The organism is Undibacterium sp. Ji83W (assembly GCF_049340385.1).
In the GTDB taxonomy this organism is placed as follows: Bacteria; Pseudomonadota; Gammaproteobacteria; order Burkholderiales; family Burkholderiaceae_D; genus Undibacterium.
In genome coordinates, this window is the sequence record NZ_JBMPOZ010000007.1 from 1 (window position 1) to 23,462 (window position 23,462).

The window sequence follows — 23,462 nt, forward strand, 5'->3', positions numbered from 1 at the left end:
CGCCGAATTTTTTCGACAGGACTGTTGCAATCGCTGCTGTCAGTGTAGTTTTACCGTGATCAACGTGGCCAATTGTACCGACGTTGACGTGCGGCTTGGTGCGCTCGAACTTACCTTTTGCCATTTTGGACTCCTAACGATTTTGATGAGAATGCTCAGGCACGCGCCCGACAAATCAGACTTGAAAACACCGATAACCTTGGTGCCCTTGACGTGGATTGAACACGTGGCCTCTCCCTTACCAAGGGAGTGCTCTACCACTGAGCTACAAGGGCAGCTTGCTGCGCAAAACCCCGCGCAAGTAAAACTGGAGCGGGTGAAGGGAATCGAACCCTCGTCATAAGCTTGGAAGGCTTCAGCTCTACCATTGAGCTACACCCGCAAAGGCCACCACTTCAGCCGCTAATTTCTAAATTCAATTCTTTACCTGTGGTGGAGAGGGCTGGATTCGAACCAGCGTACTCGTAAGAGAACAGATTTACAGTCTGTCGCCTTTAACCACTCGGCCACCTCTCCGCAGGGAACCCCGAATTATGGAGATACTCGACCCAACTGTCAACACCCATTTGAGAATTTCTTACTCAAACAAAAGCGCGATTTACAGAAAAATTCTCTAAATAATTGATTTTATTGATTATTTACAAAACGATATGTAGGCAATAGATACGATAAAAATCTGTACCCAGATGAGACAGACTGGTTCTTTCGCCATGCCTTTGTTGCAAGCTACCTACAATCACTATTACTGGCAAGCTCAAGGTATGATGTTGACACACTATCAAACACCTTAGCCATGGCCCGCACCCTCGCATCCGATTATCAATTGCAACGCGACGATATCCTGGAAAAGGCGGCGACTGCCTTCGCCAATTACAGCTACCCCGGCACTTCCATGAGTGTACTGGCGCAGACTTGCGGCACCTCCAAGGCCCGGCTCTACCATTACTACCCCAGCAAAGAAGCCATATTATTTGATTTGCTGAACCGTTATACGCAAGTATTGATACGCCTGGCCGAGAGCCATCTCGACTTGCCGACGCTGATTGCTGCCTTTTTGGCGGAATACGAGCATTCCCAGACCCGCCATATCGCCTTGCTGAATGATGTGAAATTCCTGGAAGAGCCGCAGCGCAAGCTGATACTTGATGCGCAAAGAAAAATCGTCGACTTGTTTGCTGGCGCAATACAGCGCAGCTTTCCAGAGCGCACCACGGCACAAAACCGCAGCGCCATTACCATGCTCTTGTTTGGCATGATCAACTGGACCTTCACCTGGTTGAAACCTCACCAGGATGCCGACAAAATTTCTTATGCCGACTTTGCCGTGCTGGTGACGCAGATTTTCATGCAAGGCATGCTAGGAGTGCCTCCTACCTCAGCAGAGAAGTAAGCTGGCAGCAGCTTGCCATGGTAGTTGCGACCAGTTGCAGCTAGTTGCGGGCGTGGGCAATTTGATAAAATTCCATCCCTTCAAACGCCCCAAGTTCCAGTGAAAGCTCACTGATACGCGTCGCCAGTTTGCGGCTCAGGCCCACGGCGACAAAACGCCATTCGGCACGCCCGTCCCTGCAACTGATATTCAGGGTACCCGTGGCAATTTCATAGCCGCGTGCGAAGGCCATTTTGCGCAAGGCATCTTCTCTGGGTATGAAACCCTGGCGGAATTGCATGGTAATCGCCACCGCTGGCCTGGAAGGCAACCAGGCCTCAATTCTGGATACCCAGATCATGCAGGCTGCCGATAAAAAAGCCAACAAGATTGCTGCTGCGTAAAAACCAACGCCAACCATGACACCTATGGCAGACGAAGCCCACAAAGACGCAGCCGTCGTGAGACCACTGATGGTAAAACCTTCACGCATGATGACGCCAGCGCCAAGGAAACCTATGCCTGTGACTATGCCCTGTATGGTACGAGAGGGGTCAAGATTGACGGGATAGGGGGCGCGCGCGCCAAACCAGAAATCCGGGTAACCAGTAATCACCACCAGAGCTGCGGATGCCATGCACACCAGGCCATAAGTACGCATGCCAGCAGCGCGGCCATGGTAGGAACGCTCATACCCAACCACAAAACCCAATAACATGGCACCGGCCAGATTCAGGAAGATAATTGCATTCGCATGCAATTCAGACTGCGACCAAAAACTCATGAAGTAGCTTGAGAAGGATTGTGTCATCACGTCGCCCCAAATTGACTAAATTATATGCATGCAGTGTAGCAAGCAGACTGGCACTGAACCAGTAAAACATAGTCAAATGCATCATCAAATTTCAGTATCGAACCAGCATCAAGCCAGTATCAAACATATACAAGCTCACTTGCTGAGCGGTATGCGTTATAATTTCGCCTCTCTTTCATTGGGGAGTAGCCTGCTCCGGTTAAGTCCGGGGAAAACGCATCAACATACTTGGCCAGCCGGTCATGGTGCGTTTGGTTCAGTCAGCAGCAAGTTCATAAGTGCGCTGGTTGTATTGGGCAAGACCTTTGATAGTTATGTTTCCGCTGACCAGGGATGGGGTGGGATGTAGCTGTCATCGGATAACTCACCCCATCCCGCCTATTCTCATGGAAGCTTTCCTCGTCTCAGCCCTTGCCGTCACCATTGGTGAAATTGGCGACAAAACTCAATTGCTTGCGCTGTTGCTGGCCGCACGTTACAAGAAGCCTGGCCCTATCATACTTGGCATCCTGGTTGCGACACTGGCCAACCACACCCTGGCTGGTTTGCTGGGACAACTGGTAGCCACGCATATCGATGCCACTGTCATGCGTTATCTGCTGGGTCTGTCTTTTTTGGCAATTGCTGCCTGGACGCTGAAGCCGGATGAAATGGATGATGGCGGCATCAATGAAAGCCGCTATGGCGTTTTCATGCTGACTTGCGTGACCTTCTTCCTGGCTGAAATTGGTGATAAAACACAATTGGCGACAGTGGCACTGGCAGCCAAATATTCTGACCTGACGATGGTCATCGCCGGCACTACTCTGGGCATGCTGATTGCTGATGTACCAGCAGTATTCCTGGGCAAGATAGCTGCACCGAATTTCCCTTTCAAATACGTGCGCTGGTGTGCTGCGGCAGTTTTTGCAGTGCTAGGCGTGCTGGTTTTACGGGGCATGGAACTTAAATTTTGAATTTCAATTTGACTAAGCCATGTTGACATGGCAAGACCATAGAATGATGATACAGACATGATTACGATTTACCACAATCCACGCTGCTCAAAATCCCGCGAAACCCTGGCACTGGTGCAGGCGCATGCGGATGAGAGCCAATTAGCCCTGCAAGTGATTGACTATCAAAAAGCGCCTTTGAATTTTGATGAACTACAAAAACTGCTGGCGGCCTTGGCCAATGGCGATGGCGATGGTGACGTGCAGGCCATGCTGCGCAATAATGAGTCTGAATATGCCAGCCTGAAACTGGCTAGTGCTGATACGGCAACGGCCTTGTCAGCCATCGCAGCTCACCCGCATTTATTGCAAAGACCGATAGTGACTTATCAAAATAAAGCGGCAATAGGACGTCCGCCGGAACACGTCCTCACCCTGTTCAAGAAAGCCTGAGCCGCCATGTCAGAATTTAAACTTGCCGCTGGCAGCCACGTCAAATTTGGTTGTATCTCCACCCAGTTGTATCCCATCCTGCGTCAGGGCCTGGCGGCAGACATGCCACGCCAGGGTTTTCAGGAAGAAGAAAACCTGCCCGCACACGGCATCATGGTGGGCGAACTGATGGCTTATTTTGCAGCTTGCGCAGCATTCTGCAAGGCCACCAGTAGTTTGCATCATGAACATCAGCAAGTGCTGGGAGAATTCGTGAATGCCCTGCAAAGCCAGCACGGTGAAAAACCACAAATGCCAGAACTGGAAAACATTTCCCTTGCTGCAGGCTTGCCTGTGATACTGGAAATCGAGCTGGGCGAAGACTGCGTACTAACAGCAGACACGCACTTTGTATCCGACAGCGAAGCAGAAAAAAGCTGGAAGCTGTGGCGCAGTGGTGCGCTCTTGCGTGAAGGTGGCATACCTGCAGCATGGATCAAGAAGTTTTACTTCCCGCGCCTGCTCGACTATCGCGATGTCAGCAGCTCACGCAGCCCGCGCTCACTGGAGCAGACTACTGATACTGCCTTGATGGTGGGTGGTCTCATGCAATCCTGGCACAAGGATACGCCAGCCGATTTATTGCATGCATTCCGCAAGCAGTATGGACGTATCAATTTCTCCCAGCACAGCAGTTTTGATGAAACTGCCCTGGAACGCTTCTTCAACCTGAATCCCATGCTGGACCCGGCAACGCGTCTGTTGAATCAAATGACGATCTGGCAAGACATTGATGCACTAGCCAAGAAACAGCAAATCCCTTTGGTCTGAAAAACCTGAAAAAAGCCGCCGTGAATATTCCACTGGCGGCATTTTTTTAATTGGATGGACTGCGCTTGACGAAAAATAGCGCCGCACCTATCGCCATCAATATACCGCCAAAAAAGCGGTTCTGGCTTTTTAGCCATTTGGGATCACGGAAGTAGCGTTGCATGGTCGATGCCGCAAATGCATAGCCGTGCATGACGACCAGATCAATCGCACACATGGTGACACCCAGTATCAATAACTGCGGCAACAGCGGCGTATCATGTGAAATAAATTGCGGCAGTACGGCCACCATGAAGATAATGCCCTTGGGATTAGTGGCATTCGTCAAAAAACCTGTCAAAAAGCGTTTGGACATGGCTGGCGCCTGAATATTAACGGTATTAGCGGCATTGGCAACACTCGCATCGTTTTCAGCAGCGACATCAATTTTGGCACGCCATTGACTGATACCCAGATAAATCAGGTAAAGCGCACCAACCGTCTTGACAACGCTGAACGCCATCTCTGAAGCCATCAGGATGGAACCAACACCTGCACCGGCAATAGCCAGTATCAACAACAAGCCAGCTTGCAGACCCATGATGGTACCGCTGGCTTTTTTGACACCATAATTCAAGCCATGTGACATCGACAGTACAGCGCCGGAGCCAGGAGAGACGGCGATGACGCAGGCCGCAAAGAAGAAAGTGAGCCAGGTAGTGAAATGCATAAGATACGTCCTGCTGAGATGATGACAGGACATTGTAACGCTAAGAATTTATCCTTGCAGTCCGTACAAGCACGTAGCACGCTTGATGTACATATTTAACCCCGCATCATGGCGGCCAGCAACTGACTCTTCAGGGTTTTGATGAGCGCCGTTTCATCTGGCGGTACACCCTCATCGGCATTCACTGAGCGGTCAGCATAAAACAGTCCCAGTGGTTTTTTCTGTATCACCAAAGGCAGGATGATGAAGCTGCGTGCATCTGGCAACAATTGCTTATGCCAGTCCGGCAGCAGGTTTTGTATCTTGGGAACGGAAGCATCAGAGATCATCAGGTCCACATTATTGCTCATCGCCAGATGGAATAAATTCTGGTCAGGCTTGCCGCTGAAGGCGAAGCCTCTTTGTCTTTCCAGATAATTTTCACCTATCGCCAGCCGGGCGACATAGCGCACGGTTTGCAGGTCGCGCAGGCAAACGGTGGCAAAGCGAAAGCCCATGCTGCTATACAGGGTTTCCAGCACCAGCAAGATCAGGTCATTCAGTTTGAAACTGTCAGATGCCAGCATTTGTGTGACATCCTGCACACCGGCCAACAAGAGATCGCGTGCCTGCTTGGGCTTACCGCTGGGGTGACGTTCATCACTCTGGATTTCGCCAGCCTCATAATTTTTCAGCAAAAGATCATTCGGCACACCATTGGTGGTGTTGGCGTCGGCTTCACCAATATGGATATCTCCCATGGCGATATCCATGCTCTTGGCCAATTGCCGGGTTTCGGTTTCTACCTTGACCAGCATCTCATCGAGTATGGCCTGATCAAAATCCAGTGCCTTGCCATATTTCAGCAGCAGGGGCTTGGCTTTTTCACTGAGATTGGCCCCGCCCGAACTCATGATGGTAGATGCCAGCGCATCACTGAAGCTGGCAACCTGGCGCAACCATTCAGCGCGGGTATTCACTTTCTTCAATTCACCGCCTGGCAAAGGAACCAGCGATTGCACGATGGTGTCAGGTATCTTCCACTCTTGCAGGGCCATTTCGCCAAAACGCTCATAACTGCAACCCAGCAGTGTAGAGGCAGCTTCCTGCGAAGTAGTCTGCCCGGTCTGCAGCATGGCTTGTATGCGGCTATACAAGGGGTGGTCGTAGGACGCCACCAAGATCTTGCCGACATTCTTGAACAGGGCTGCCACTGCTGCTTCTTCGCCATCCTGAAAGCGCCCACGCGCAGCCATTTCACGTCCTACTATACTGGCGCACAAGGCCTGCACCAGCTCACGCCTGACACTATTGGCATGGCTTTTATCCTTGAAACAATCGACCAGCAACATCGCCATGGCACTGGTTTTGATGCTGTTAAACCCCAGCAAGAATATCGCCCTGGAGATGGTAGTAACGGGCGCGCCTGAACTGGTGCGGTAATGGATGGTATTCGATAACCTCAGTATTTTTTGTGTCAGGGCGACATCGGCCAGCACAAAATGTGCAAGCTTGGCGACCGGGTCTTCACTCGATGAGGTAATTTCAACGACTTTGGTAATCGACACGCCCAAAGTCGGTAAATTACTTTCTTCATTGATTTGCTTGAGCAGGAGGTCACGCGCTGTCACCGGTGCGTGTTCGCCTAAATGAACAGAAGGTTGAATGGCCATGGTCTCCGCAACTACCTATTTTCTTGACAAACCATTCTGACGTCTGGTTATCTAATCTTTATATTTCAGAACTTACGCAAAATTGTCCCAGCAAGGCCATGCTTTAAAAAACCGCTCTTGCAAGGTCGGTTCGTTACGTCGGCAGACAATATATTGTCTGAAACCCCGACTCCACCGTAGCGACGAAGACAGTACTTTAGTACCGAATCTTGGTAAATGCGGGAGCTAACAACGCAGCTGGGGCGGTTTTGCGTAAGTCCTATATCTAATTTTTACTTGGCAACACGGGCAACATTGATGCCGTATTTTTTCTGTAATTCATCATACAAGCCACGTATCGCTTTCAGACGCGGATTCATGGGATCAAGGCGACGTGCCGACTCGATCAAACTGCGCGCCAGCTCGCCAGTAGCATGGTCCCAACCCATGTTTTCCAGGCATTTCAAGGCTGCCAGCGCGGCATTCAAGATCACTTGCGGATTATCTGGCGACTTGCGTGCAGCTGCAGCCATCAACTCTACCGAACCACGGAAATCACCTTGCTTGGCTTTTTGCACACCCAGGGCCACCAGGTCCATGACCTCTTTCTGGCTGCGTTGTGCCAACTCCTTGGCAAGATGCCCTTTACCAGCGCTTTCAAATACACCCATGGCCTTGCTCATGACTTGCTGGTTGCTGGCGTTTTTCATGACGTCGAGAATAATCTCGGAAGCATTGTCTTCCTGATTATTGTCAAGACAACTTTTTGCCAGCCCCAGCTTGGCTTCAGTAGAAAGACCTATATCTTCACGCGATGCGGCCACTGCATTGTCAAGCTCTTCGCCCAACCGGGAATCGCCCGTCTTGGCATGCACCATGGCTGCAGAAATTGCCCTGACGGCAGCAGTTTTCTTCATGCCTACCATGTTCTTTTCAAGATCGCGGATGACAGATTTGGCTTGTTCCGTATCCCCCTTCTTGACCAGGGCATCGACCAGGTTCATATGGTCTTCAGGGTCACGGAATTCAGAAAACTTGGCCTTGCTGACCACTTTTTTCAAGACATTTTCAGCTGTTTCTATATCTCCGGTTTCCAGGGCGATCTGGCCCAGCTTGCGCAAACGCCTGACGGCATGGGGTGAAACACTGACGGCCACATCCAGTACTTCTTTCGCTTCAGGCAATTGCCCGACGATTTCGTGGGTCTTTGCCAGCCAGTCATAGGCATCCATATACTTATTATTTTCAGACACCAGGTTTTTTAAAATATCTTCAGCTTCCTGGTATTTACCCTGCATGAACAGGGTCTTGGCCAGGCCCAGACGTGCCCAGGCCACGGCTTTTAATTCAAATAAATATTTATATAATTCTTCCGCCTCAGCCGCTTCACCCTGTATCACATGCAATTCAGCACGCAAACGCATGAAGTCTATGGCATATTTGGGATGATCGCGCTCACCATGATGGCAAGCCATGATGGCTTCCGGGATCAAGCCCTGCTCCATGAGGCTATGCACATCGACAAAGGCTTTGCGTTTTTCCAGCGCGCGGATGACGCGCTCAAGCAGCATGTCGGCGGTAAAGGGTTTGAGCAGGTAATCGGAAGGGGCAAGTTCAGCCGCGCTGACGACCTTGGCGTAAGAGCGCTCAGCCGTCACCATGATGAAGATGGTTGATAAAGGTGCCAGCTTGTGGTGGCGCATGTCTTCCAGCAGTTGCTGGCCATCCTGGCCCACACCCAGATCATATTCGCACAAGATCAGGTCAAATACCTTGGCTTGTATGGTGCGCACAGCCGTACCGGCAGAAAGCCCGTGTTCTATCTTGGTAATACCGCACAGATTGAGCATATTGTGCAAACTGACCCGCATACCCGCATGCGGTTCAACGAGCAATGCCCTGATGTCGCTGAGTTCGCTCATTTCAACCTTTAGCGTAATTTATTGTTGATCTCGCTGCAGTGCGTACCTGGCCGTCTCCTGGCCAGCCTGATTAAGGCTTTATGCTTGCTTAATGCTTACTTTGTGCTTACTTTATACATAAGCAGGCAATTTCATTATATTAAAGTGACGGCGCAATAATATGGAAACTTTACCCCCATATGACAACAATGTTGCAAGGCTTTAACATATTTAACGCATTTACTTGAATATCCTTGCCAACAGCAGGACAAATAAAGAGATCAGTATGGTGGAAGCAAACGGGAAAGAAAAATTACGGCCAAACAATTTGAAACGCACATCACCCGGCAAACGGCCTATGCCCAGCTTTTCCAGCCAGGGCAGCAAGCTGGAAAACACGACAACGACGACAAAGATGGTTAATACCCAGCGTAACAAAGCCTGCTCCTGTTTTTTTGCCGAATTACCACAAGGCAATTTATTACATTTCAAATTAAGCTGCGGGCCATCATAAGCGATGGCTGCGATCGAGGCGTAATAAATTTTCTGGCAATTCCATGCCATACCCCATCACCAGCACCTTGAACAACTCCCCCATTTCCGCTGGCGAAACCAGCTTTTGCAGGGCATTTGCCTTTGGCAAGTAGTCCATGACCTGCTCTGCCGAGGTACGCGCCAATACATCGGCGATGCCTGCCGCCGTCAAAAAACCTGCCTGGCTGGTGTAATTCAATAACTCCAACCCAGCTGCCAGGCCAGCCCTTGCCATGGCGGTAAAGTCAACATGGGCGGTGATGTCCTGTAAACCTGGCAGATAAAAGGGATCAGGATGGGCATGATGGCGGTAATGGCACATCAGGCTGCCTTGCTGGCGCTGCGGGTGATAATACTCGGCAGCAGGGAAACCATAATCTATCAGAATTGCCGCTGCTGGCTTGCCGCTGGCGAGCAACATGGCGGCCAGGCTGTGCATGAAGCCGGTAGCGATGGCATGGACTTCGGTCAGGTAACCAACTGGCAATTCATCTGCGTAAGGGATTTGCACAATCTTGTCAGGGCTGCAGGCCTGTGGCTGTTCGCGGAAAATCAGTCTTGAAGCATGATCGTCACTATCTTCATCAACCACAGCGACACCAACTTCACGCCATCCTTCTGCCGTCTTGATGACAAGATCGACAGGCATGGCATCAAGCACCTCATTCCCCAGTACAATGCCAGAAAAAGAGTCTGGCATTTTTTGCAACCATTGCACCTGTGGGTAGCCTTTCAACAATTCTTCCTGACGTGCACGCAGTTCGCCGGACAATTCCACGATAAAATAGCGCTCTATCGCGATTCCAGACAATTGACATTCCGACAAAAAATCCAGGGCAAGCTTGCCCGTGCCTGCGCCGAACTCCATGACTTCGGCAGCAGTTTGACTGAATAACTGATTTGCCAGCCTGGCCAAGGTAGCGCCAAATAGCGGCGACATTTCCGGTGCGGTTGTAAAATCACCGTCTTTGCCTAATTTTGTGGCACCACCGCTGTAATAACCAAGGTCAGGCGCATACAGCGCCAGTTCCATGTAGCGCGAAAACGGTATCCAGCCCTGATGTTGGTGGATGTCGTCGATAATCAGTTGTTGCAAAGCAGATGAAGCAGCCAGCGCATCATCGCCAGGCACAGGTAGAGATAATTTATGCATAGCCGCATTGTATTGAAAACGCAGTAATCCTTGTCAAGAATTTCCAAGAGAGACGTATGAGCAGCAACAAGTTATGAACAATAAGCACACAAACCGCACAGCACTGATCACCGGTGCCGCCAAACGCATAGGGCGGCATATCGCCCTGCATATGGCGCGGCATGGTTGGGATATTCTTGTCCATTATGGCAATTCGGCAGTGGAAGCGCAGACCCTGGTGACAGAAATCCAGGCGCTGGGCCGCCGCGCCCATGCCTTGCAGGCCGACCTGGCCAATGAAACAGCAACGCATGCCTTGTTGCCCGCAGCGATAGCTGCCATGGGCAAGATAGATTGCATCGTCAATAATGCCTCGCTGTTTGCAGAAGATGATGTACACAGCTTCAGCCAGGCCAGCCTCGACAGGCATATGCATGCCAACCTGGCGGCACCCATTATACTGGCGCAAGCACTGCATGCAGCAACAGCAGATGGCGAACAGACTTGTGTCATCAACCTGCTGGATCAAAAGCTGTACAACCTGAATCCCGATTTTTTGTCTTACACCCTGTCCAAGGCAGCGCTGCAATGTGCGACCACGACACTGGCGCAGGCACTGGCCCCTAAAGTACGCGTGGTCGGCGTTGCACCCGGCATCACCATGGAATCCGGCCATCAAAGCACGGCAGATTTCCAGCAGGCACACCAGGTCACGCCGCTGGGCAGATCCAGCACGCCTGAGGATATTGCCCGCACCGTCTGTTTTCTGGCGGACAGCCCTGCCATGACCGGCACCACCATCCTCGTCGATGGCGGCCAGCACCTTATTCCCTTGCAGCGCGATGTCATGTTCCTGGCGACTGCAAACCAATCTATTTCACCTTAATCCCGGGACCACCATGTTATCCATCCTGCACCACCCCCAGCTCTCAGACTGCCGCCGCCTGTTCTTGCGCAATTATGAAATCTCCATCAACATCGGCGTACATGAGTTCGAGAAAAAAGGCGAGCAACGCGTGCTCTTCAATGTGGACCTGTATATCCCGCTGGCGCTGTCTACGCCCAAGGATGACCAACTGGAAGAAGTCGTCGATTATGATTTCATGCGTTGCACGATAGCCGACCGTATTTCCAAGGGCCATGTACATCTGCAGGAAACCCTGTGTGATGATGTCGCAGCTATCATGCTGGCACATCCTAAAGTACGCGCAGTGCGCATCTCTACCATGAAGCCGGATGTCTATCCAGATTGCGAAGGCGTAGGCGTAGAAGTATTCAAGATCAAAACCGACATTTAAGCCCGAATTTACGCAAGAATTTAAAGCCATATCATGCAAGCTCTGAACGATACATTGATGGACACCCCGGTCGAAGTAAAAGCCACGGTCAAGTCACAGGAAAAAATCACCTACGAAAACAATAAGCTGCACAAGCGCTTATGCCGCCTGGTTGGCCAGGCGATAGGTGATTTCAATATGATAGAAGAAGGCGACAAGGTCATGGTTTGCCTGTCTGGCGGCAAGGACAGTTATGCCCTGCTGGATATATTGATGACCCTGCGAGAACGTGCACCCATCAATTTCGATATCGTCGCGGTCAATCTCGACCAGAAGCAGCCTAACTTCCCTGACCATATCCTGCCAGCCTATCTGGAAAAACTGGGCATACCCTACCATATAGAAAATCAGGATACCTATAGCATAGTCAAGCGCCTGATCCCCGAAGGCAAGACGACTTGCTCGCTGTGCTCACGCCTGCGCCGTGGTATTTTGTACCGCGTGGCCGATGAACTGGGTGCCACCAAGATTGCGCTCGGCCATCACCGCGACGACATCCTGGAAACTTTTTTCCTGAATATGTTCTTCGGTGGAAAACTCAAAGGCATGCCAGCCAAGCTGCAATCCGACGATGGCAAACACATCGTCATTCGCCCCCTGGCCTATGTCAAAGAGTCAGACACTGAACGCTATGCCGAAGTAAAAAACTTCCCCATCATCCCTTGCGATTTATGCGGCTCGCAAGAGAATTTGCAACGCAAGCAAATCAAGGGCCTGATGCGTGAATGGGACAAGAAATTCCCTGGCCGGGTCGACAATATTTTTGCATCCCTGTCCACCGTCGCACCTTCACATCTGATGGACAAGAACTTGTTCAACTTCACTGATTTGAAAGTCGATGGCGAGGCGAATCCGAATGGCGATATCGCTTTTGATGATGAACCTTGTGCGACACCGGCTGCGGGTGTGATTTCTTTGCATCTGGGGCAGGATTGAGAAAATAAAATTTATCACAAAAACTGAATAACATTACCTTGAGCGCCAGTGGAAAATATTTAACACTCCTTCCCACTGGTTCTTCGATGAAATGAGTCAGCATATTGTCATAGATTTTTATGCAGCCTCTTTCTATTGATTAACAGTAGATAGAACAACTTTTTCAAAATTAAAGCATAAGCAATAAAGCATTTGCGTTTGTTCGTTTAACTGTTATTCCTGAGTCTCGCTACCACATTGCCCAATAAATTCAAGCTTTACCGTTTTGCGGGATTTCGTCGGCATCATAAGAAATTCAAATCCTATTATGTACGATTTGGTCATTTCATCTTCTGCCATTTCATAGCGGTCACCAGATATCTTTTTAAATTTACGATGCAATGTCGACACGGGTAATCCTGGAGTACCACATATTTGTGTAAATTCCCTGCTGGATTCGGTATCTTTAGGCGTCTCCGCAATACAATCAAAAATCCTCAGTGCTGTATACTCATCTGGCCACATTTTTCCAGCTGCTAGTCTACTATCCACTTTCACGCAATGAGTAAGCACCTTACTACACTTCAATTTTTCTTTTTCAGGTCTATGTAGAAATTCAGCATCCTCTTCAGCTTCCAACTTCCATAGCCCCTTGTGCAAAGGTAACATCCCTTCCCAATAGTTTGTTTTTACGCCATCCAGGCCAGAGCAGGAATCTTCCCCTGTGGAATTCCAAAGTGCCAATTGCTTTATTGAAGTTTCGTGTCCTTGATCGGCAGCTTTTTTCCAGAGCAATTCGGCTTTTGCATAATCAAGCGGTACGCCATATCCCTGCGCATACAAAATACCAAGAAAATGCTGTCCGGCGGCATAACCTTTTTCTGCCGCCTGACCATACCAATACGCCGCTTTTTCAAAGTTCCTGGTCACTCCATCGCCATTATAATAAAGACTGCCGATAGTAAATTGTGACTCCTGATCACCTTGCCCTGCTGCTTTTTCATACCACATTGCTGCTTTTGTTTTGTCGGGTTTAAGTATGGTAGATTTCAAACCTGAATTTGGCGTATAAATTTTAGCTAACAGTTTTTGTGCGCGCAAATACCCCTGATTGGCCGATTTGAGTGTCCAATAGTCGGTTTTCTTTAAATCTCTTTTGACACCCTGCCCCAGAAAATACATACCAGCCAGGCACAATTGTGCATCAGGGTCGCCACTCTCCGCAGCTCGTCGAAACCAATGCACAGATTGCACATAATCTTTGATGACGCCATTTCCATCGCGATACATATATCCTAAATGAATCTGTGACACCGCAACACCTTGCTTTGCAGCCAAAGAAAACCAGTAAAAAGCCATTACAGGATCTTTGGCAACGCCATTCCCGTAAAGGTACATTTCGCCTATAACATTTTGCATTTCTGCATTACCTTGTCTGGCCAGAGGTAAAAAATTTTTGAAATGCTCCTCAAAAGTAAACTCAACCTTGGGAGCATCTTTTTTGCTGTCCTTAATATCCGGATTTTCGTCAGAAATGTAAGTCAAAGCAATCATTGCAGTATCACCATCCACCGTCACCATACTGTTTTTAAAGCGCTCCTTTAGATTAAAAACCAGACGGGTACTGCCAGTTACTTGCACAACATCTATGCTTCTCAGCCATTCAGAATCGACGGTTATTTCCTTTTGTCCAGTCGCATTGGACGTCTTTGAAAAATCAACAATTGCGCGATCAGGATTATTCAATGTAAACACAAAGGGAGCCTGCTTAATCCGGTTTTTCAGTTTTACACTGACGGAAGCTTTGGCTTTGTCTGGCACGACACTAACAGCAAGAATTTCATTTTCCTGAGCAAATACAGGATTGCTGCTTAACAGAAATGTCGATGCTAAAATGGCGAACCATACGTAGAAAAATTTAATGCTGATTTTTTTTAAAAAGCCTGTCATTTGACGTTATGCCTTAAGTAGCGGATATCTGATTTGATTATTTATATTTATACAGATAAGAACGTCAACTTGCAAAGATATAAAATTTTTTACGAACGATAACTTATAAAGTCTTCGCCTGCCATGGGTAAAATATCTCCAGGATTAAAAAAAATAATCTTGCAGCTTTGTGCAAGCACCGTCAGTTTCCTCCCAATGTAGTGCCGTACAAGCTGCCTTGTTGCTGCAGTTTCCAGCCCGAATTGGTATTCATCCGGCAGCCGACGCTTTCACAGCCAGTAGCGGTTTGGTTGAGATCATTTACAGGGACAATTCCTGAGCGAATTCTAAATATGTGCAGTTAAATCCATTGATGATAATGGCATCAGCACCAATCGGGACAGTAGCGGTATCTCTAACACTAAATTTTATATCGTGTTTGCCCCGGTTCTACAAGGGTATTTAAAATTCAAGCAATCTTGATACCTGATTTCCATACACCCAGCACTACAGGTATTCCCAGCACCACACGCACGCGTAAGAAGTCAGCGAGCAAGCCAACTGCAATCTCACCTCTGTCGTGCAAACCTATCATGCGCGCCGGATTACGCGTCACGGTCGCCACAGCCTTGGGCAAGCTGTAGCCTTCATTTTGCAACAGGAAAGCCGCATGCAAGAGACTGGCTGGTACATAGTCAGAAGACAGAACATCCAGCAAATCCAGCCTGGCCAGTTCTGCTGCCGACACATTGCCGGAATGTGAGCCACCGCGCACCATATTTGGTGCGCCCATGATGATGCCCAGGCCCTGTTCACGTGCAGCCCTGGCAGCAGCAACGGTGGTGGGAAATTCAGATATCGTCACGCCATCATCGACACCCTCGGCCACATGCTCTACCGTAGTATCATCATGCGTAGCCAATGGAACTGGCACGTCCAGTTCACGGCAACTGGCGACGATGGCGCGGCGGTTGGATGCAGCATAAGCCACTTGCCTGAGCAGCAAACGCTCCAGCATGGAATCGACTTTTTCTTCGCTCCAGCCGCGCTTGCCGGATACATAGACACGGTAATGCGTCAGGTCTGTCCACTGCCTTTGGCCGGGTGTATGGTCCATCAGGGAAACCAGTTTCAGGCGCTCGTCATGCAGATAAGGGGCGAACATGTCCAGCAAGCCTTCTTCTGCCAGTTCCAGGCGCATGTGCAGGAAGTGATCTGCCCGCAAGATGCCTGAGTCTGCGGCCATGCGCAAACCTTGGGTGCATGATTCGAGACTGTCATTGCGCAGGCTGTCTGAATCGATATCACCGACTGAAATCGCATCAAGCACAGTCGTGATGCCGGATGCAGCGATCTGGGCATCATGCGCCAAAATAGCAGGCAGCGTGGGCCAGACTACCTTGGGGCGTGGCATCAGGTGTTTTTCGAGATTATCGGTATGCAGCTCTACCATGCCGGGCAAGAGATAATCACCTTGCCAGTCATCTGTGCCTGTGACACTGGAAGCACGCGCTGCTTCAGTCAAATCAGCTATCCTGCCCTGCTCTACCAGCATGGAACCGCTGATGACGTCATCGGCCACGACAATTTTTGCGTTTTCTATTCTGTTCATCATGCTGCCACCAAAGAGACTGCTGCGGGAATGGAGAAAATCCTGGTTGCCAGTGCCTGGCGCACCGCTTCATCATGGAAAATGCCGACGACAGCAGCACCGCGTTCACGCGCAGCATTGATCATGTCGATGACGGTGGCGCGATTGGCTTCATCCAGTGAGGCAGTAGGTTCATCGAGCAAGAGTATGGGGTAATCGCAAATCATGGTGCGGGCAATATTCACGCGCTGTTGTTCGCCACCAGAAAAAGTCGCAGGCGGGATTTGCCACAGGCGCTTGGGTATGCGCAGGCGTGACAATAATTCTTCTGCCTGTTCATAAGCAGCCTGCTTTTCCACGCCGCGCATGAGCAAGGGCTCTGCCACCAGATCCAGTGTACTGATACGTGGTATCACGCGCAGGAACTGGGTCACGAAACCCAGGGTACTATGCCTGACTGCCAGCACCTGCTGTGCAGGTGCGGATTGCACATCTACCCATTCACCATCATCCGCATCACCCTTGTGCCAGATATTTACGCTGCCACTGCTGGCACGGTAATTGGCATACAGGCAGCGCAGCAGGGTGCTCTTGCCTGCACCCGATGGGGCATGGATGACTACGCATTCACCGGCATCTACCTGCATGTCTATTTTGGACAGGATGGACATTTCCTGCCCGCCTTGGAGATGCAGGGTAAAGTCCTTGGACAGAGCTTCAACTACGATACGTTTCAACATGTGTTCCTCAAGCCTGCAAGACAGATGACACCAGCAACTGGGTATAGGGATGTTGCGGATCATCGAGTACCTGATCAGTCAAACCCTCTTCGACTACCTGCCCCTGGCGCATGACCATGAGACGGTGAGCCAACAAACGCGCCACCGCCAGATCATGGGTGACGATAACGGCAGCCACCTGCAATTGCGACACCAGTTGGCGCAATAAATCCAGCAGACGCGCCTGGACAGAAACATCAAGGCTGGCCGTAGGTTCATCCATGAAAATCAGGCGCGGTTTGGTCACCAGGTTACGGGCGATCTGCAAGCGTTGTTGCATGCCGCCCGAGAAATCACGCGGCAAATCATCAATGCGCGCCGCATCAATTTCCACCCTGTGTAACCAGTCCTGCGCCTCGGCACGTATCTGGCCATAATGGCGGGCACCTACTGCCATCAGGCGTTCACCGACATTGGCACCGGCAGAGACTTCTACCCGCAGACCATCTCTGGCACTTTGGTGGACAAAGCCCCAGTCCGTGCGTGCCAACAAACGACGACGTGCTTCGCTGATGGTGAACAACTCGACCATGCCTTCGTCACGGGTATTGAACAAGACTTCGCCCTGCTCTGGCTGCAACTGCCCTGCGAGGCAATTCAACAGCGTGGATTTGCCGGAGCCGGATTCACCGACTATGCCCAGCACTTCACCCGGATACAGGCTAAGGTTGACTTGTTCGCAAGCCGTCTTGCCACCGTAGAATTTACTGACATTGCGTGCCTGCAGCAGGGGCTCGTTGTTATCCAAATTTTTTTCAATATTCATCTTGCTCATGCCTGTTCTTCCCTGCGGCTGCGGCAATAATCAGTATCGCTGCAAACAAACATGCGTGAACCCTGATCATCCACGATGACTTCGTCGAGGAAGCTGTCATTCGCATCGCACATGGCGCAGCGGTGATCCCAGCGTTCGATCTCAAATGGATAATCTTCAAAATCCAGGCTCTTCACAGGCGTATAAGGCGGTACGGCATAGATGCGTTTTTCACGTCCGGCACCAAATAATTGCAATGCTGGATTTTTATCCATCTTGGGATTATCAAACTTGGGTATCGGTGAAGGGCGCATCAGGTAGCGCTCGTTGACGATGACAGGATAATCATAAGCAGTTTCTATCTTGCCCAACCTGGCAATATCTTCATACAGCTTTACGCTCATGAGGCCATAGTCAGCCATCGCATGGTATTTGCGGGTCTCAGTCTCACTGGGTTCCAGCCAGCGCAGGGGTTCAGGGATAGGCACCTGATACACCATGATCTGCCCTTCAGCCAAAGGGGTTTCCGGGATACGGTGGCGGGTTTGTATGACAGTCGCCGCCGTGGTTTTTTCCGTCGTTGCCACACCCGTTGTACGACGGAAGAAGCGACGTATATTGACTGCATTGGTGGTATCGTCAGACCCCTGGTCTATGACTTTCAAGACATCATCCTGGCCTATGATGGCGGCAGTGACCTGTATGCCACCTGTGCCCCAACCATAAGGCAAGGGCATTTCACGCCCGCCGAATGGTACCTGGTAACCGGGTATGGCAACTGCCTTCAGGATGGCGCGCCTGATCATGCGCTTGGTTTGCTCATCGAGATAGGCAAAGTTATAGCCAGCTTCAGGCTCAGTCCTGACAGGCGCGGCTTGGGCTTGGGCTTGGGCTTGGGCTTGGGCTTGCTCTGGGGTCTCTTGATATTCCTGAGTTTCCATGGTGTCCATCTCCATCATCATGCTGCCTTCTTGCCGGATTTTTCAGAGGCTTGCTCATCTGCTGCTTCAGGCTTGTCAGCTTCAGCAACCTTGGCATCAATGGCGGCACGTATGCCACGCAAGAGACTGAGTTCAGCCTGGAAATCCACATAATGCGGCAGCTTGAGATGTTGCAAAAAACCGGATGCTTCTACATTGTCGGCATGGTAGAGCACGAATTCTTCCATCTGTGCCGGTGCCGTGATTTCTTCTTTCAGCTCACTGGCGCGCAAGGCGCGATCTACGACACCCATTGCCATGGTCTTGCGTTCGCAATGACCAAAGCCCAGGCCATAACCGCGCGTGAACTTGGGTGCTTCGTTTTGAGAACCGACGAACTGGTTCACCATCTGGCATTCGGTGATGTCGATTTCACCGATGTCTATGGCAAAACCCAGTTCTTCAGGCACGACTTGCACACTGACCTTGCCATGACGTATCTCACCTGCGAAAGGATGGTTGCGGGCATAACCACGTTGGGTGGAATAGGCCAATGCCAGCAGGAAGCCTTCGTCACCACGTGCCAGGCTTTGCAGGCGCAGGGCGCGACTGGCAGGGAATTGCAAAGGCTCACGCGTCAGGTCAAAAGGTTCGGGGTCACCTTCAGGTATCAGTTCAGGCTCGATCAAGCCTTCTGCATTCAGGAAATCGAGTACACGCGGGCAAGCTTCTGCTGTTATGTTTTCCTGAGCTACAGGTTCAGACCCACCACTACTCATGGCTTCTGCCGCCAGAGAAAAATCCAGCAGACGCTGGGTATAGTCATAGGTCGCCCCCAATACCTGGCCGCCCGGCACATCCTTGAAGGTTGCCGAGATGCGTCTTTGTATCAGCATATTGGCGGTATCCAAAGGCACAGTCGCCATCAGGCGTGGCAAGGTTGTGCGGTAGGCGCGCAGCAGGAAGATGGCTTCTATCAAATCACCACTTGCTTGCTTGATGGAGAGTGCTGCCAGGTCTTTGTCATAAAGCGAAGCCTCACCCATGACGCGGGCCACGGCCAGCGACATTTGCTCGCGTATCTGGGCGATGCTGAGTTCTGGCACAGTAGTATCGCCACGTCGCATTTTCGCCAGTGCTTCATATGACTGGGCAATGGCTTTTTCACCGCCTTTGACGGCTACGTACATGGTAATTCCTCAGACTGCACTGCCGCTATCTTGCTGGTGCGCGGCAAACCCAGCACTGCGTCGCCACTGCAAAAAATCACATCCACACCTTGCGGGAAGGCGGCGTGATTGGCTTGCCATTTGCTGACAAAGTCTGCAGGCAAACCACTGATACGTATGCTGCGTTTATCCTTGATGCCAGGGCCTGTTAGCTGGTATTCAGTGCCATTAAAAAAATCATCCACTTGTATCAGCAAGGTCGCAGATTTGTCAGGATAAGTCATGCTACCCTGGGCAAAGCCCTGTAAATCCAGTTGCTGTAATGAGCTACCCAGCACTGCAAAATTTGCTGAGGATTTTTCATGTACCAGCGGTAGTCCGCAATGGAAACGCAGATAAGTGCGCACGGCATCAATATCCAGTTCATCTGCCAGCCAGGCTGTGGTTTCATAATCCATCAGGGCCAGGCAAGCTGCGGCTGTCGCCATATGCAAAGGTGCAGGTGCTTGCAGGTTCACCTTGAGACGCTGGATAGTGCCAGGCTCGGACAAGGCTTTTAGCAAACTGCGGAAAACTGTTTGCGCATCATGCACGGTGTCTTCCCATGCGGGCAAAAGTTGCTGCATGGATGACGCAGTTTTCTCACTGGTATCCGGTGAATATGTCATGCATCTTCTCCTCTGACCATGGTCATGAATTCCACCCTGGTGGCTAGGGCTTCAGCCTGCAATTGTTGGCGCTTCTGTTGCAACAATAATTCCAGTGGCTTGATGATATTTTCTTCGACCACAGACCTGTGCTCACCTTGCATCAGCGCATCAAAAATTGCCGCCCATTCTGCATGACGCTGGTCACGACCAGCCACATAGGCCACGCCAGTTTCTCCCGTCGCCAGACGCAAGGCGCAGCGCGTGACTGACATTTCACCCAGATTGAACTGGCTGCCACTGCCACCGGTTCTGGCACGCACCATGGCCAGGCCAGTCTCGGGTTTTCTTAACCATAAATAGGAAGGTAGCTCGCCGAATTGGCGCACACTGGCAGCCAATTCTGGTGCAGGCGCCTTCGCCAGTATGGACATCCAGCGGGCACGCTCTTGCTGGGCAGAGTTGGGGGTTTGGTCAGCATTCATAGTCCCACATTACAGCAGGCTTAGATGAAGCCTTGATGACATCTGGTCTGGAATTTTCTTGTCAATTTCCAGTCATATTTCAGGTTTATGATTTGTCATCGCGACCAAGGGGATCAGGATGGAAACGCATATCGCAATACAGGGCGGCAGGTATTTGCAACAAGACCAGAATGGCCACGCTGGCTGGTCTGAAGACAGCATATATCTGCATGACTTGAACATTACTGCCATTGGCAATAAGAGTTCACAGCATGGTGGCAAGCAACAGTTTTTTGATGCCACAGGTTTGCTGATACTGCCCGGTCTGGTCGATATTCATGGCGATGCTTTTGAGCGCCAGTTACAGCCACGTCCAGCCACCAGCTTTGCCTACGATATTGCCTTTGCAGATACCGACAGACAACTGATCAGCAATGGCATTACTACCGCCTGCCATGGTCTGACCTTCTCCTGGGAAGGCGGTTTGCGTGGGCGTGAAGCAGCACTGGCAACACTAGAGCAAGTAGCGGCACAAAAATCCCATGTGCATGCAGATCACCTGATACATCTGCGTTTTGAAAACCACCATCTGGATGGTGTGAATGATGCATTGAACTGGATAGAATCTGGCCTGATTGCCTTTTTTGCCTTCAATGAACACCTCCCTTCCATCCTGAAAAAAAGTGCGTCTCCAGAAAAGCTGGTTGCCTATGCTGAACGTGCGCGTTGCGATGTTGCCGGTTTTCTGGAACGTCTGCACAAAGCGCAGTCGCGTTCACCCAAAGTTACACAGGCAATAAGCCAACTGGCTGCAGCTTGCCGCCAGCGTGGTATCGCCATGGCATCGCATGATGATGAAACCCGTATGGACAGGGAGCGCTTCCAGGAACTGGGCGTTGATGTCAGTGAATTCCCCAAGACGGAAGAAGCCTTGCAGGCCGCCAAGGCATTAGGCAACCATGTCGTCATGGGTGCACCAAATGTCTTGCTCGGTGGCAGCCATTGCGGTGGACTTTCAGCCAGCGATGCAGTGCGGCGCGGACTGTGTGACACGCTGGCATCTGACTATTACTACCCGGCCTTGCTGCATGCGCCTTTCCGTCTGGAACAGGAAGATGTCTGCAGCCTGGCACAGGCCTGGCAACTGGTGTCGCTGAATCCTGCCCGCGTACTGGGCTTGCATGACAGGGGCAATATCGCTGCTGGTCAGCGTGCCGACATTCTCATGATAGAGAAACAGGCCGATGGCAGCCCACGCCTGATTGCCACCATCGCCGCTGGCAAGCTGGTATTTTGCGCCGAGCCGCAACGACTGCAATATCAGCAAACCCTGGAACTGGCAGCCTGATGCGCTATGCTCTCTACTTTTCCCCGGCACCGGACAGCCCATGGTGGCAAGCCGGTGCCAGCTGGCTGGGGCGCGACCCCATGCACGCCGGGAAAATACCGCAAGCACATATCAATGGCGTGCCAGATATTTTGCTTAGCCAGCTCACCAGTGAAGCCAGGCGCTATGGTTTTCATGCGACGCTGAAAGCCCCGTTCAACTTACTCGAAGGCTTCCAGGAAGCAGACCTGATACAGATGGCCAGTGCCTTTGCCAAAGTGCAGCCTGTCATCAGCATCAGGGAAGTGCAGGTGCGCATGATGGGCAACTTCCTGGCATTGCGCCCGCATGGCGATGAAGCCGAGATCAATGCCCTGGCCATGCGCAGCGTCAGTTATTTTGACTTGTTGCGCCGCGCCCCTGATGCGACCTACCTGGCCAAGCGCCGTCATGCTGGTCTCAGTGCCAGGCAGGAAGCGCTATTGCAGCAATGGGGTTATCCCTACACTGAAGAAGAATATCGCTTCCACCTGACACTCAGCGATGATTTGCTGGAGGTGGATGCCGATGCACAATATGCCTTGCGCAAGGCAGCAGAACAGCAGTTCTCACGCCTGCTGGACAATACTCCACTAGATATTGATGCGCTGACGATATTCCGTGAAGAACGGCCCGGTGCGCCTTTGAACTTCTGGATGCGTTTCCCGTTCCAGGCCAGGGTGCAACAAAAATCCCTGCCTGCGGCTGGCCGCCTGTATTTTGTCGTTGGCCCCTCAGGCGCGGGCAAGGATACCCTGCTGCACTGGGTCAAAGAGAACCTGCCCGTCAATGCGGCACTGGAGTTTGCGCAACGGGCTATCACCCGTCCTGCCCACGACAGTGAAGCGCATGAAGTCTTGAATCAGGAAGCCTACTGGCAAGCCGCTGCCGCCGGTCACTTTTGCATGCAGTGGCAAGCCAATGGCCTGTGCTATGGGATACGCAGGAATATCGAGGCCAAGCTCAAATGCGGTCAGGATGTCATCGTCAATGGGTCACGTGAATACCTGCCTCAACTGCGCCAGCTATTCCCCGATGCGCGCATCATCTGGATCATGGCTGATCCCGAACAAATCAGACAGCGCATGGAAAAACGCCAGCGTGAGTCTGGTGCGGCCTTGTTGAACCGTCTTGACCGGGGTTTGAAATTTACCGTTCCTGATGACCAGGATATTATCTGCATAGACAATAGCGGGCCTATACATGTGGCGGGTCAAAAGCTGTTAAAGATATTTGCTAAAGAGTAGAATTGGTACTGCATCGTGTGCAGCCATCTGTGTTGCACATTCTATGCCGCACATTA

The 23,462-nt window shown here is 51.0% G+C and carries 24 protein-coding genes, 3 tRNA genes and 1 riboswitch; of the genes, 9 read left to right on the forward strand and 18 right to left on the reverse strand.

The genetic code is table 11. The annotated features are described in order from the left end of the window. The 4 genes from ACO0LD_RS13250 to ACO0LD_RS13265 form a co-directional block, all read right to left on the reverse strand. Nucleotides 1-124: GTP-binding protein (locus ACO0LD_RS13250; RefSeq protein ID WP_017454492.1), on the reverse strand; the 124-nt coding region annotated here is incomplete at its 3' end. 76 nt (nt 125-200) lie between these two features. Continuing rightward, nucleotides 201-275 (reverse strand) — tRNA-Thr (locus ACO0LD_RS13255). Nucleotides 276-308: 33 nt separating this feature from the next. Next, a tRNA-Gly gene (locus ACO0LD_RS13260) sits at nt 309-382 on the reverse strand. A gap of 48 nt (nt 383-430) precedes the next feature. After that, nucleotides 431-516 (reverse strand) — tRNA-Tyr (locus ACO0LD_RS13265). 277 nt (nt 517-793) lie between these two features. Between ACO0LD_RS13265 and ACO0LD_RS13270 the strand changes: the two genes are divergently transcribed. Next, the gene (locus tag ACO0LD_RS13270; RefSeq protein ID WP_423007480.1) at nt 794-1,390 is read left to right on the forward strand and encodes a TetR/AcrR family transcriptional regulator; all 597 of its coding nucleotides are present in this window, start codon (nt 794-796) and stop codon (nt 1,388-1,390) included. A 40-nt stretch (nt 1,391-1,430) separates the two neighbouring features. Here the strand turns inward: ACO0LD_RS13270 and ACO0LD_RS13275 are convergent, their stop codons facing one another. Then, nucleotides 1,431-2,180 carry an MgtC/SapB family protein gene (locus ACO0LD_RS13275; RefSeq protein WP_423007482.1) on the reverse strand — a complete coding sequence of 250 codons (750 nt, stop codon included), beginning with the start codon at nt 2,178-2,180 and terminating at the stop codon, nt 1,431-1,433. A 171-nt stretch (nt 2,181-2,351) separates the two neighbouring features. Beyond that, nucleotides 2,352-2,518, forward strand: a riboswitch (yybP-ykoY riboswitch). 51 nt (nt 2,519-2,569) lie between these two features. Between ACO0LD_RS13275 and ACO0LD_RS13280 the strand changes: the two genes are divergently transcribed. From ACO0LD_RS13280 to ACO0LD_RS13290, 3 genes are read left to right on the forward strand one after another with little or no spacing between them, the layout of a single operon-like run. Continuing rightward, complete coding sequence (locus tag ACO0LD_RS13280; RefSeq protein ID WP_423007484.1) at nt 2,570-3,139, forward strand: TMEM165/GDT1 family protein; 570 nt, start codon at nt 2,570-2,572, stop codon at nt 3,137-3,139. A gap of 57 nt (nt 3,140-3,196) precedes the next feature. Beyond that, the gene (locus tag ACO0LD_RS13285; RefSeq protein WP_423007486.1) at nt 3,197-3,571 is read left to right on the forward strand and encodes an ArsC/Spx/MgsR family protein; all 375 of its coding nucleotides are present in this window, start codon (nt 3,197-3,199) and stop codon (nt 3,569-3,571) included. A gap of 6 nt (nt 3,572-3,577) precedes the next feature. Next, the gene (locus ACO0LD_RS13290; protein ID WP_423007488.1) at nt 3,578-4,381 is read left to right on the forward strand and encodes a hypothetical protein; all 804 of its coding nucleotides are present in this window, start codon (nt 3,578-3,580) and stop codon (nt 4,379-4,381) included. A 46-nt stretch (nt 4,382-4,427) separates the two neighbouring features. On the opposite strand, the gene ACO0LD_RS13295 is transcribed toward ACO0LD_RS13290, so the two are convergent. The 5 genes from ACO0LD_RS13295 to ACO0LD_RS13315 all read right to left on the reverse strand — a co-directional run bounded on the left by ACO0LD_RS13295 (nt 4,428) and on the right by ACO0LD_RS13315 (nt 10,309). Continuing rightward, entirely contained in the window at nt 4,428-5,090 is a 663-nt protein-coding gene (locus ACO0LD_RS13295) for a LysE family transporter (protein WP_423007490.1), read from the reverse strand. A 95-nt stretch (nt 5,091-5,185) separates the two neighbouring features. Further along, nucleotides 5,186-6,742 (reverse strand): HDOD domain-containing protein, encoded by a 1,557-nt coding sequence (locus ACO0LD_RS13300; RefSeq protein WP_423007492.1) that lies wholly within the window; start codon nt 6,740-6,742, stop codon nt 5,186-5,188. Nucleotides 6,743-7,014: 272 nt separating this feature from the next. Continuing rightward, nucleotides 7,015-8,643 (reverse strand): tetratricopeptide repeat protein, encoded by a 1,629-nt coding sequence (locus ACO0LD_RS13305; RefSeq protein ID WP_423007494.1) that lies wholly within the window; start codon nt 8,641-8,643, stop codon nt 7,015-7,017. A gap of 219 nt (nt 8,644-8,862) precedes the next feature. Next, nucleotides 8,863-9,060, reverse strand: a complete 198-nt coding sequence (locus ACO0LD_RS13310) for a DUF2905 domain-containing protein (RefSeq protein WP_423007960.1) — start codon at nt 9,058-9,060, stop codon at nt 8,863-8,865. A gap of 70 nt (nt 9,061-9,130) precedes the next feature. Next, on the reverse strand, nt 9,131-10,309 hold the full coding sequence (locus tag ACO0LD_RS13315; RefSeq protein WP_423007496.1) for a class I SAM-dependent methyltransferase: 1,179 nt from the start codon (nt 10,307-10,309) through the stop codon (nt 9,131-9,133). A 73-nt stretch (nt 10,310-10,382) separates the two neighbouring features. On the opposite strand from ACO0LD_RS13315, the gene ACO0LD_RS13320 reads away from it, so the two are divergent. Genes ACO0LD_RS13320 through ttcA form a run of 3 tightly spaced genes read left to right on the forward strand, consistent with a single transcriptional unit; the run spans nt 10,383 to nt 12,561 of the window. Beyond that, nucleotides 10,383-11,174 carry an SDR family oxidoreductase gene (locus ACO0LD_RS13320; protein WP_423007498.1) on the forward strand — a complete coding sequence of 264 codons (792 nt, stop codon included), beginning with the start codon at nt 10,383-10,385 and terminating at the stop codon, nt 11,172-11,174. Between the two features lie 13 nt (nt 11,175-11,187). Continuing rightward, complete coding sequence (locus ACO0LD_RS13325; protein ID WP_422949034.1) at nt 11,188-11,586, forward strand: dihydroneopterin aldolase; 399 nt, start codon at nt 11,188-11,190, stop codon at nt 11,584-11,586. A gap of 33 nt (nt 11,587-11,619) precedes the next feature. Next, a complete protein-coding gene (gene ttcA, locus ACO0LD_RS13330) occupies nt 11,620-12,561 on the forward strand; it encodes a tRNA 2-thiocytidine(32) synthetase TtcA (RefSeq protein ID WP_423007500.1) in 942 nt (313 codons plus the stop codon). A gap of 213 nt (nt 12,562-12,774) precedes the next feature. Here the strand turns inward: ttcA and ACO0LD_RS13335 are convergent, their stop codons facing one another. From ACO0LD_RS13335 to phnG, 8 genes are all read right to left on the reverse strand, one after another. Next, on the reverse strand, nt 12,775-14,490 hold the full coding sequence (locus tag ACO0LD_RS13335; protein WP_423007502.1) for an AMIN domain-containing protein: 1,716 nt from the start codon (nt 14,488-14,490) through the stop codon (nt 12,775-12,777). A 448-nt stretch (nt 14,491-14,938) separates the two neighbouring features. Continuing rightward, nucleotides 14,939-16,084, reverse strand: a complete 1,146-nt coding sequence (locus ACO0LD_RS13340; protein WP_423007504.1) for an alpha-D-ribose 1-methylphosphonate 5-triphosphate diphosphatase — start codon at nt 16,082-16,084, stop codon at nt 14,939-14,941. Further along, nucleotides 16,081-16,800 carry a phosphonate C-P lyase system protein PhnL gene (gene phnL / locus ACO0LD_RS13345; protein ID WP_423007506.1) on the reverse strand — a complete coding sequence of 240 codons (720 nt, stop codon included), beginning with the start codon at nt 16,798-16,800 and terminating at the stop codon, nt 16,081-16,083. Before phnL ends, ACO0LD_RS13340 begins: the two co-directional genes overlap by 4 nt. Before the next feature lie 7 nt (nt 16,801-16,807). After that, on the reverse strand, nt 16,808-17,614 hold the full coding sequence (phnK, locus tag ACO0LD_RS13350) for a phosphonate C-P lyase system protein PhnK (RefSeq protein WP_423007508.1): 807 nt from the start codon (nt 17,612-17,614) through the stop codon (nt 16,808-16,810). After that, entirely contained in the window at nt 17,611-18,399 is a 789-nt protein-coding gene (locus tag ACO0LD_RS13355) for an alpha-D-ribose 1-methylphosphonate 5-phosphate C-P-lyase PhnJ (RefSeq protein WP_423007962.1), read from the reverse strand. The genes phnK and ACO0LD_RS13355 overlap by 4 nt, the downstream gene beginning before the upstream one ends. 152 nt (nt 18,400-18,551) lie before the next feature. Next, the gene (locus ACO0LD_RS13360) at nt 18,552-19,703 is read right to left on the reverse strand and encodes a carbon-phosphorus lyase complex subunit PhnI (protein WP_423007510.1); all 1,152 of its coding nucleotides are present in this window, start codon (nt 19,701-19,703) and stop codon (nt 18,552-18,554) included. Further along, nucleotides 19,694-20,350: a phosphonate C-P lyase system protein PhnH gene (phnH, locus tag ACO0LD_RS13365; protein WP_423007512.1), complete on the reverse strand. Its 657-nt coding sequence runs from the start codon at nt 20,348-20,350 to the stop codon at nt 19,694-19,696. The genes ACO0LD_RS13360 and phnH overlap by 10 nt, the downstream gene beginning before the upstream one ends. Further along, nucleotides 20,347-20,814, reverse strand: a complete 468-nt coding sequence (phnG, locus tag ACO0LD_RS13370) for a phosphonate C-P lyase system protein PhnG (RefSeq protein ID WP_423007514.1) — start codon at nt 20,812-20,814, stop codon at nt 20,347-20,349. The genes phnH and phnG overlap by 4 nt, the downstream gene beginning before the upstream one ends. A 118-nt stretch (nt 20,815-20,932) precedes the next feature. On the opposite strand from phnG, the gene ACO0LD_RS13375 reads away from it, so the two are divergent. Next, nucleotides 20,933-22,141: an alpha-D-ribose 1-methylphosphonate 5-triphosphate diphosphatase gene (locus ACO0LD_RS13375; protein WP_423007516.1), complete on the forward strand. Its 1,209-nt coding sequence runs from the start codon at nt 20,933-20,935 to the stop codon at nt 22,139-22,141. Beyond that, nucleotides 22,141-23,406: a phosphonate metabolism protein/1,5-bisphosphokinase (PRPP-forming) PhnN gene (phnN, locus tag ACO0LD_RS13380; protein ID WP_423007518.1), complete on the forward strand. Its 1,266-nt coding sequence runs from the start codon at nt 22,141-22,143 to the stop codon at nt 23,404-23,406. Before ACO0LD_RS13375 ends, phnN begins: the two co-directional genes overlap by 1 nt. Nucleotides 23,407-23,462: the final 56 nt, after the last annotated feature.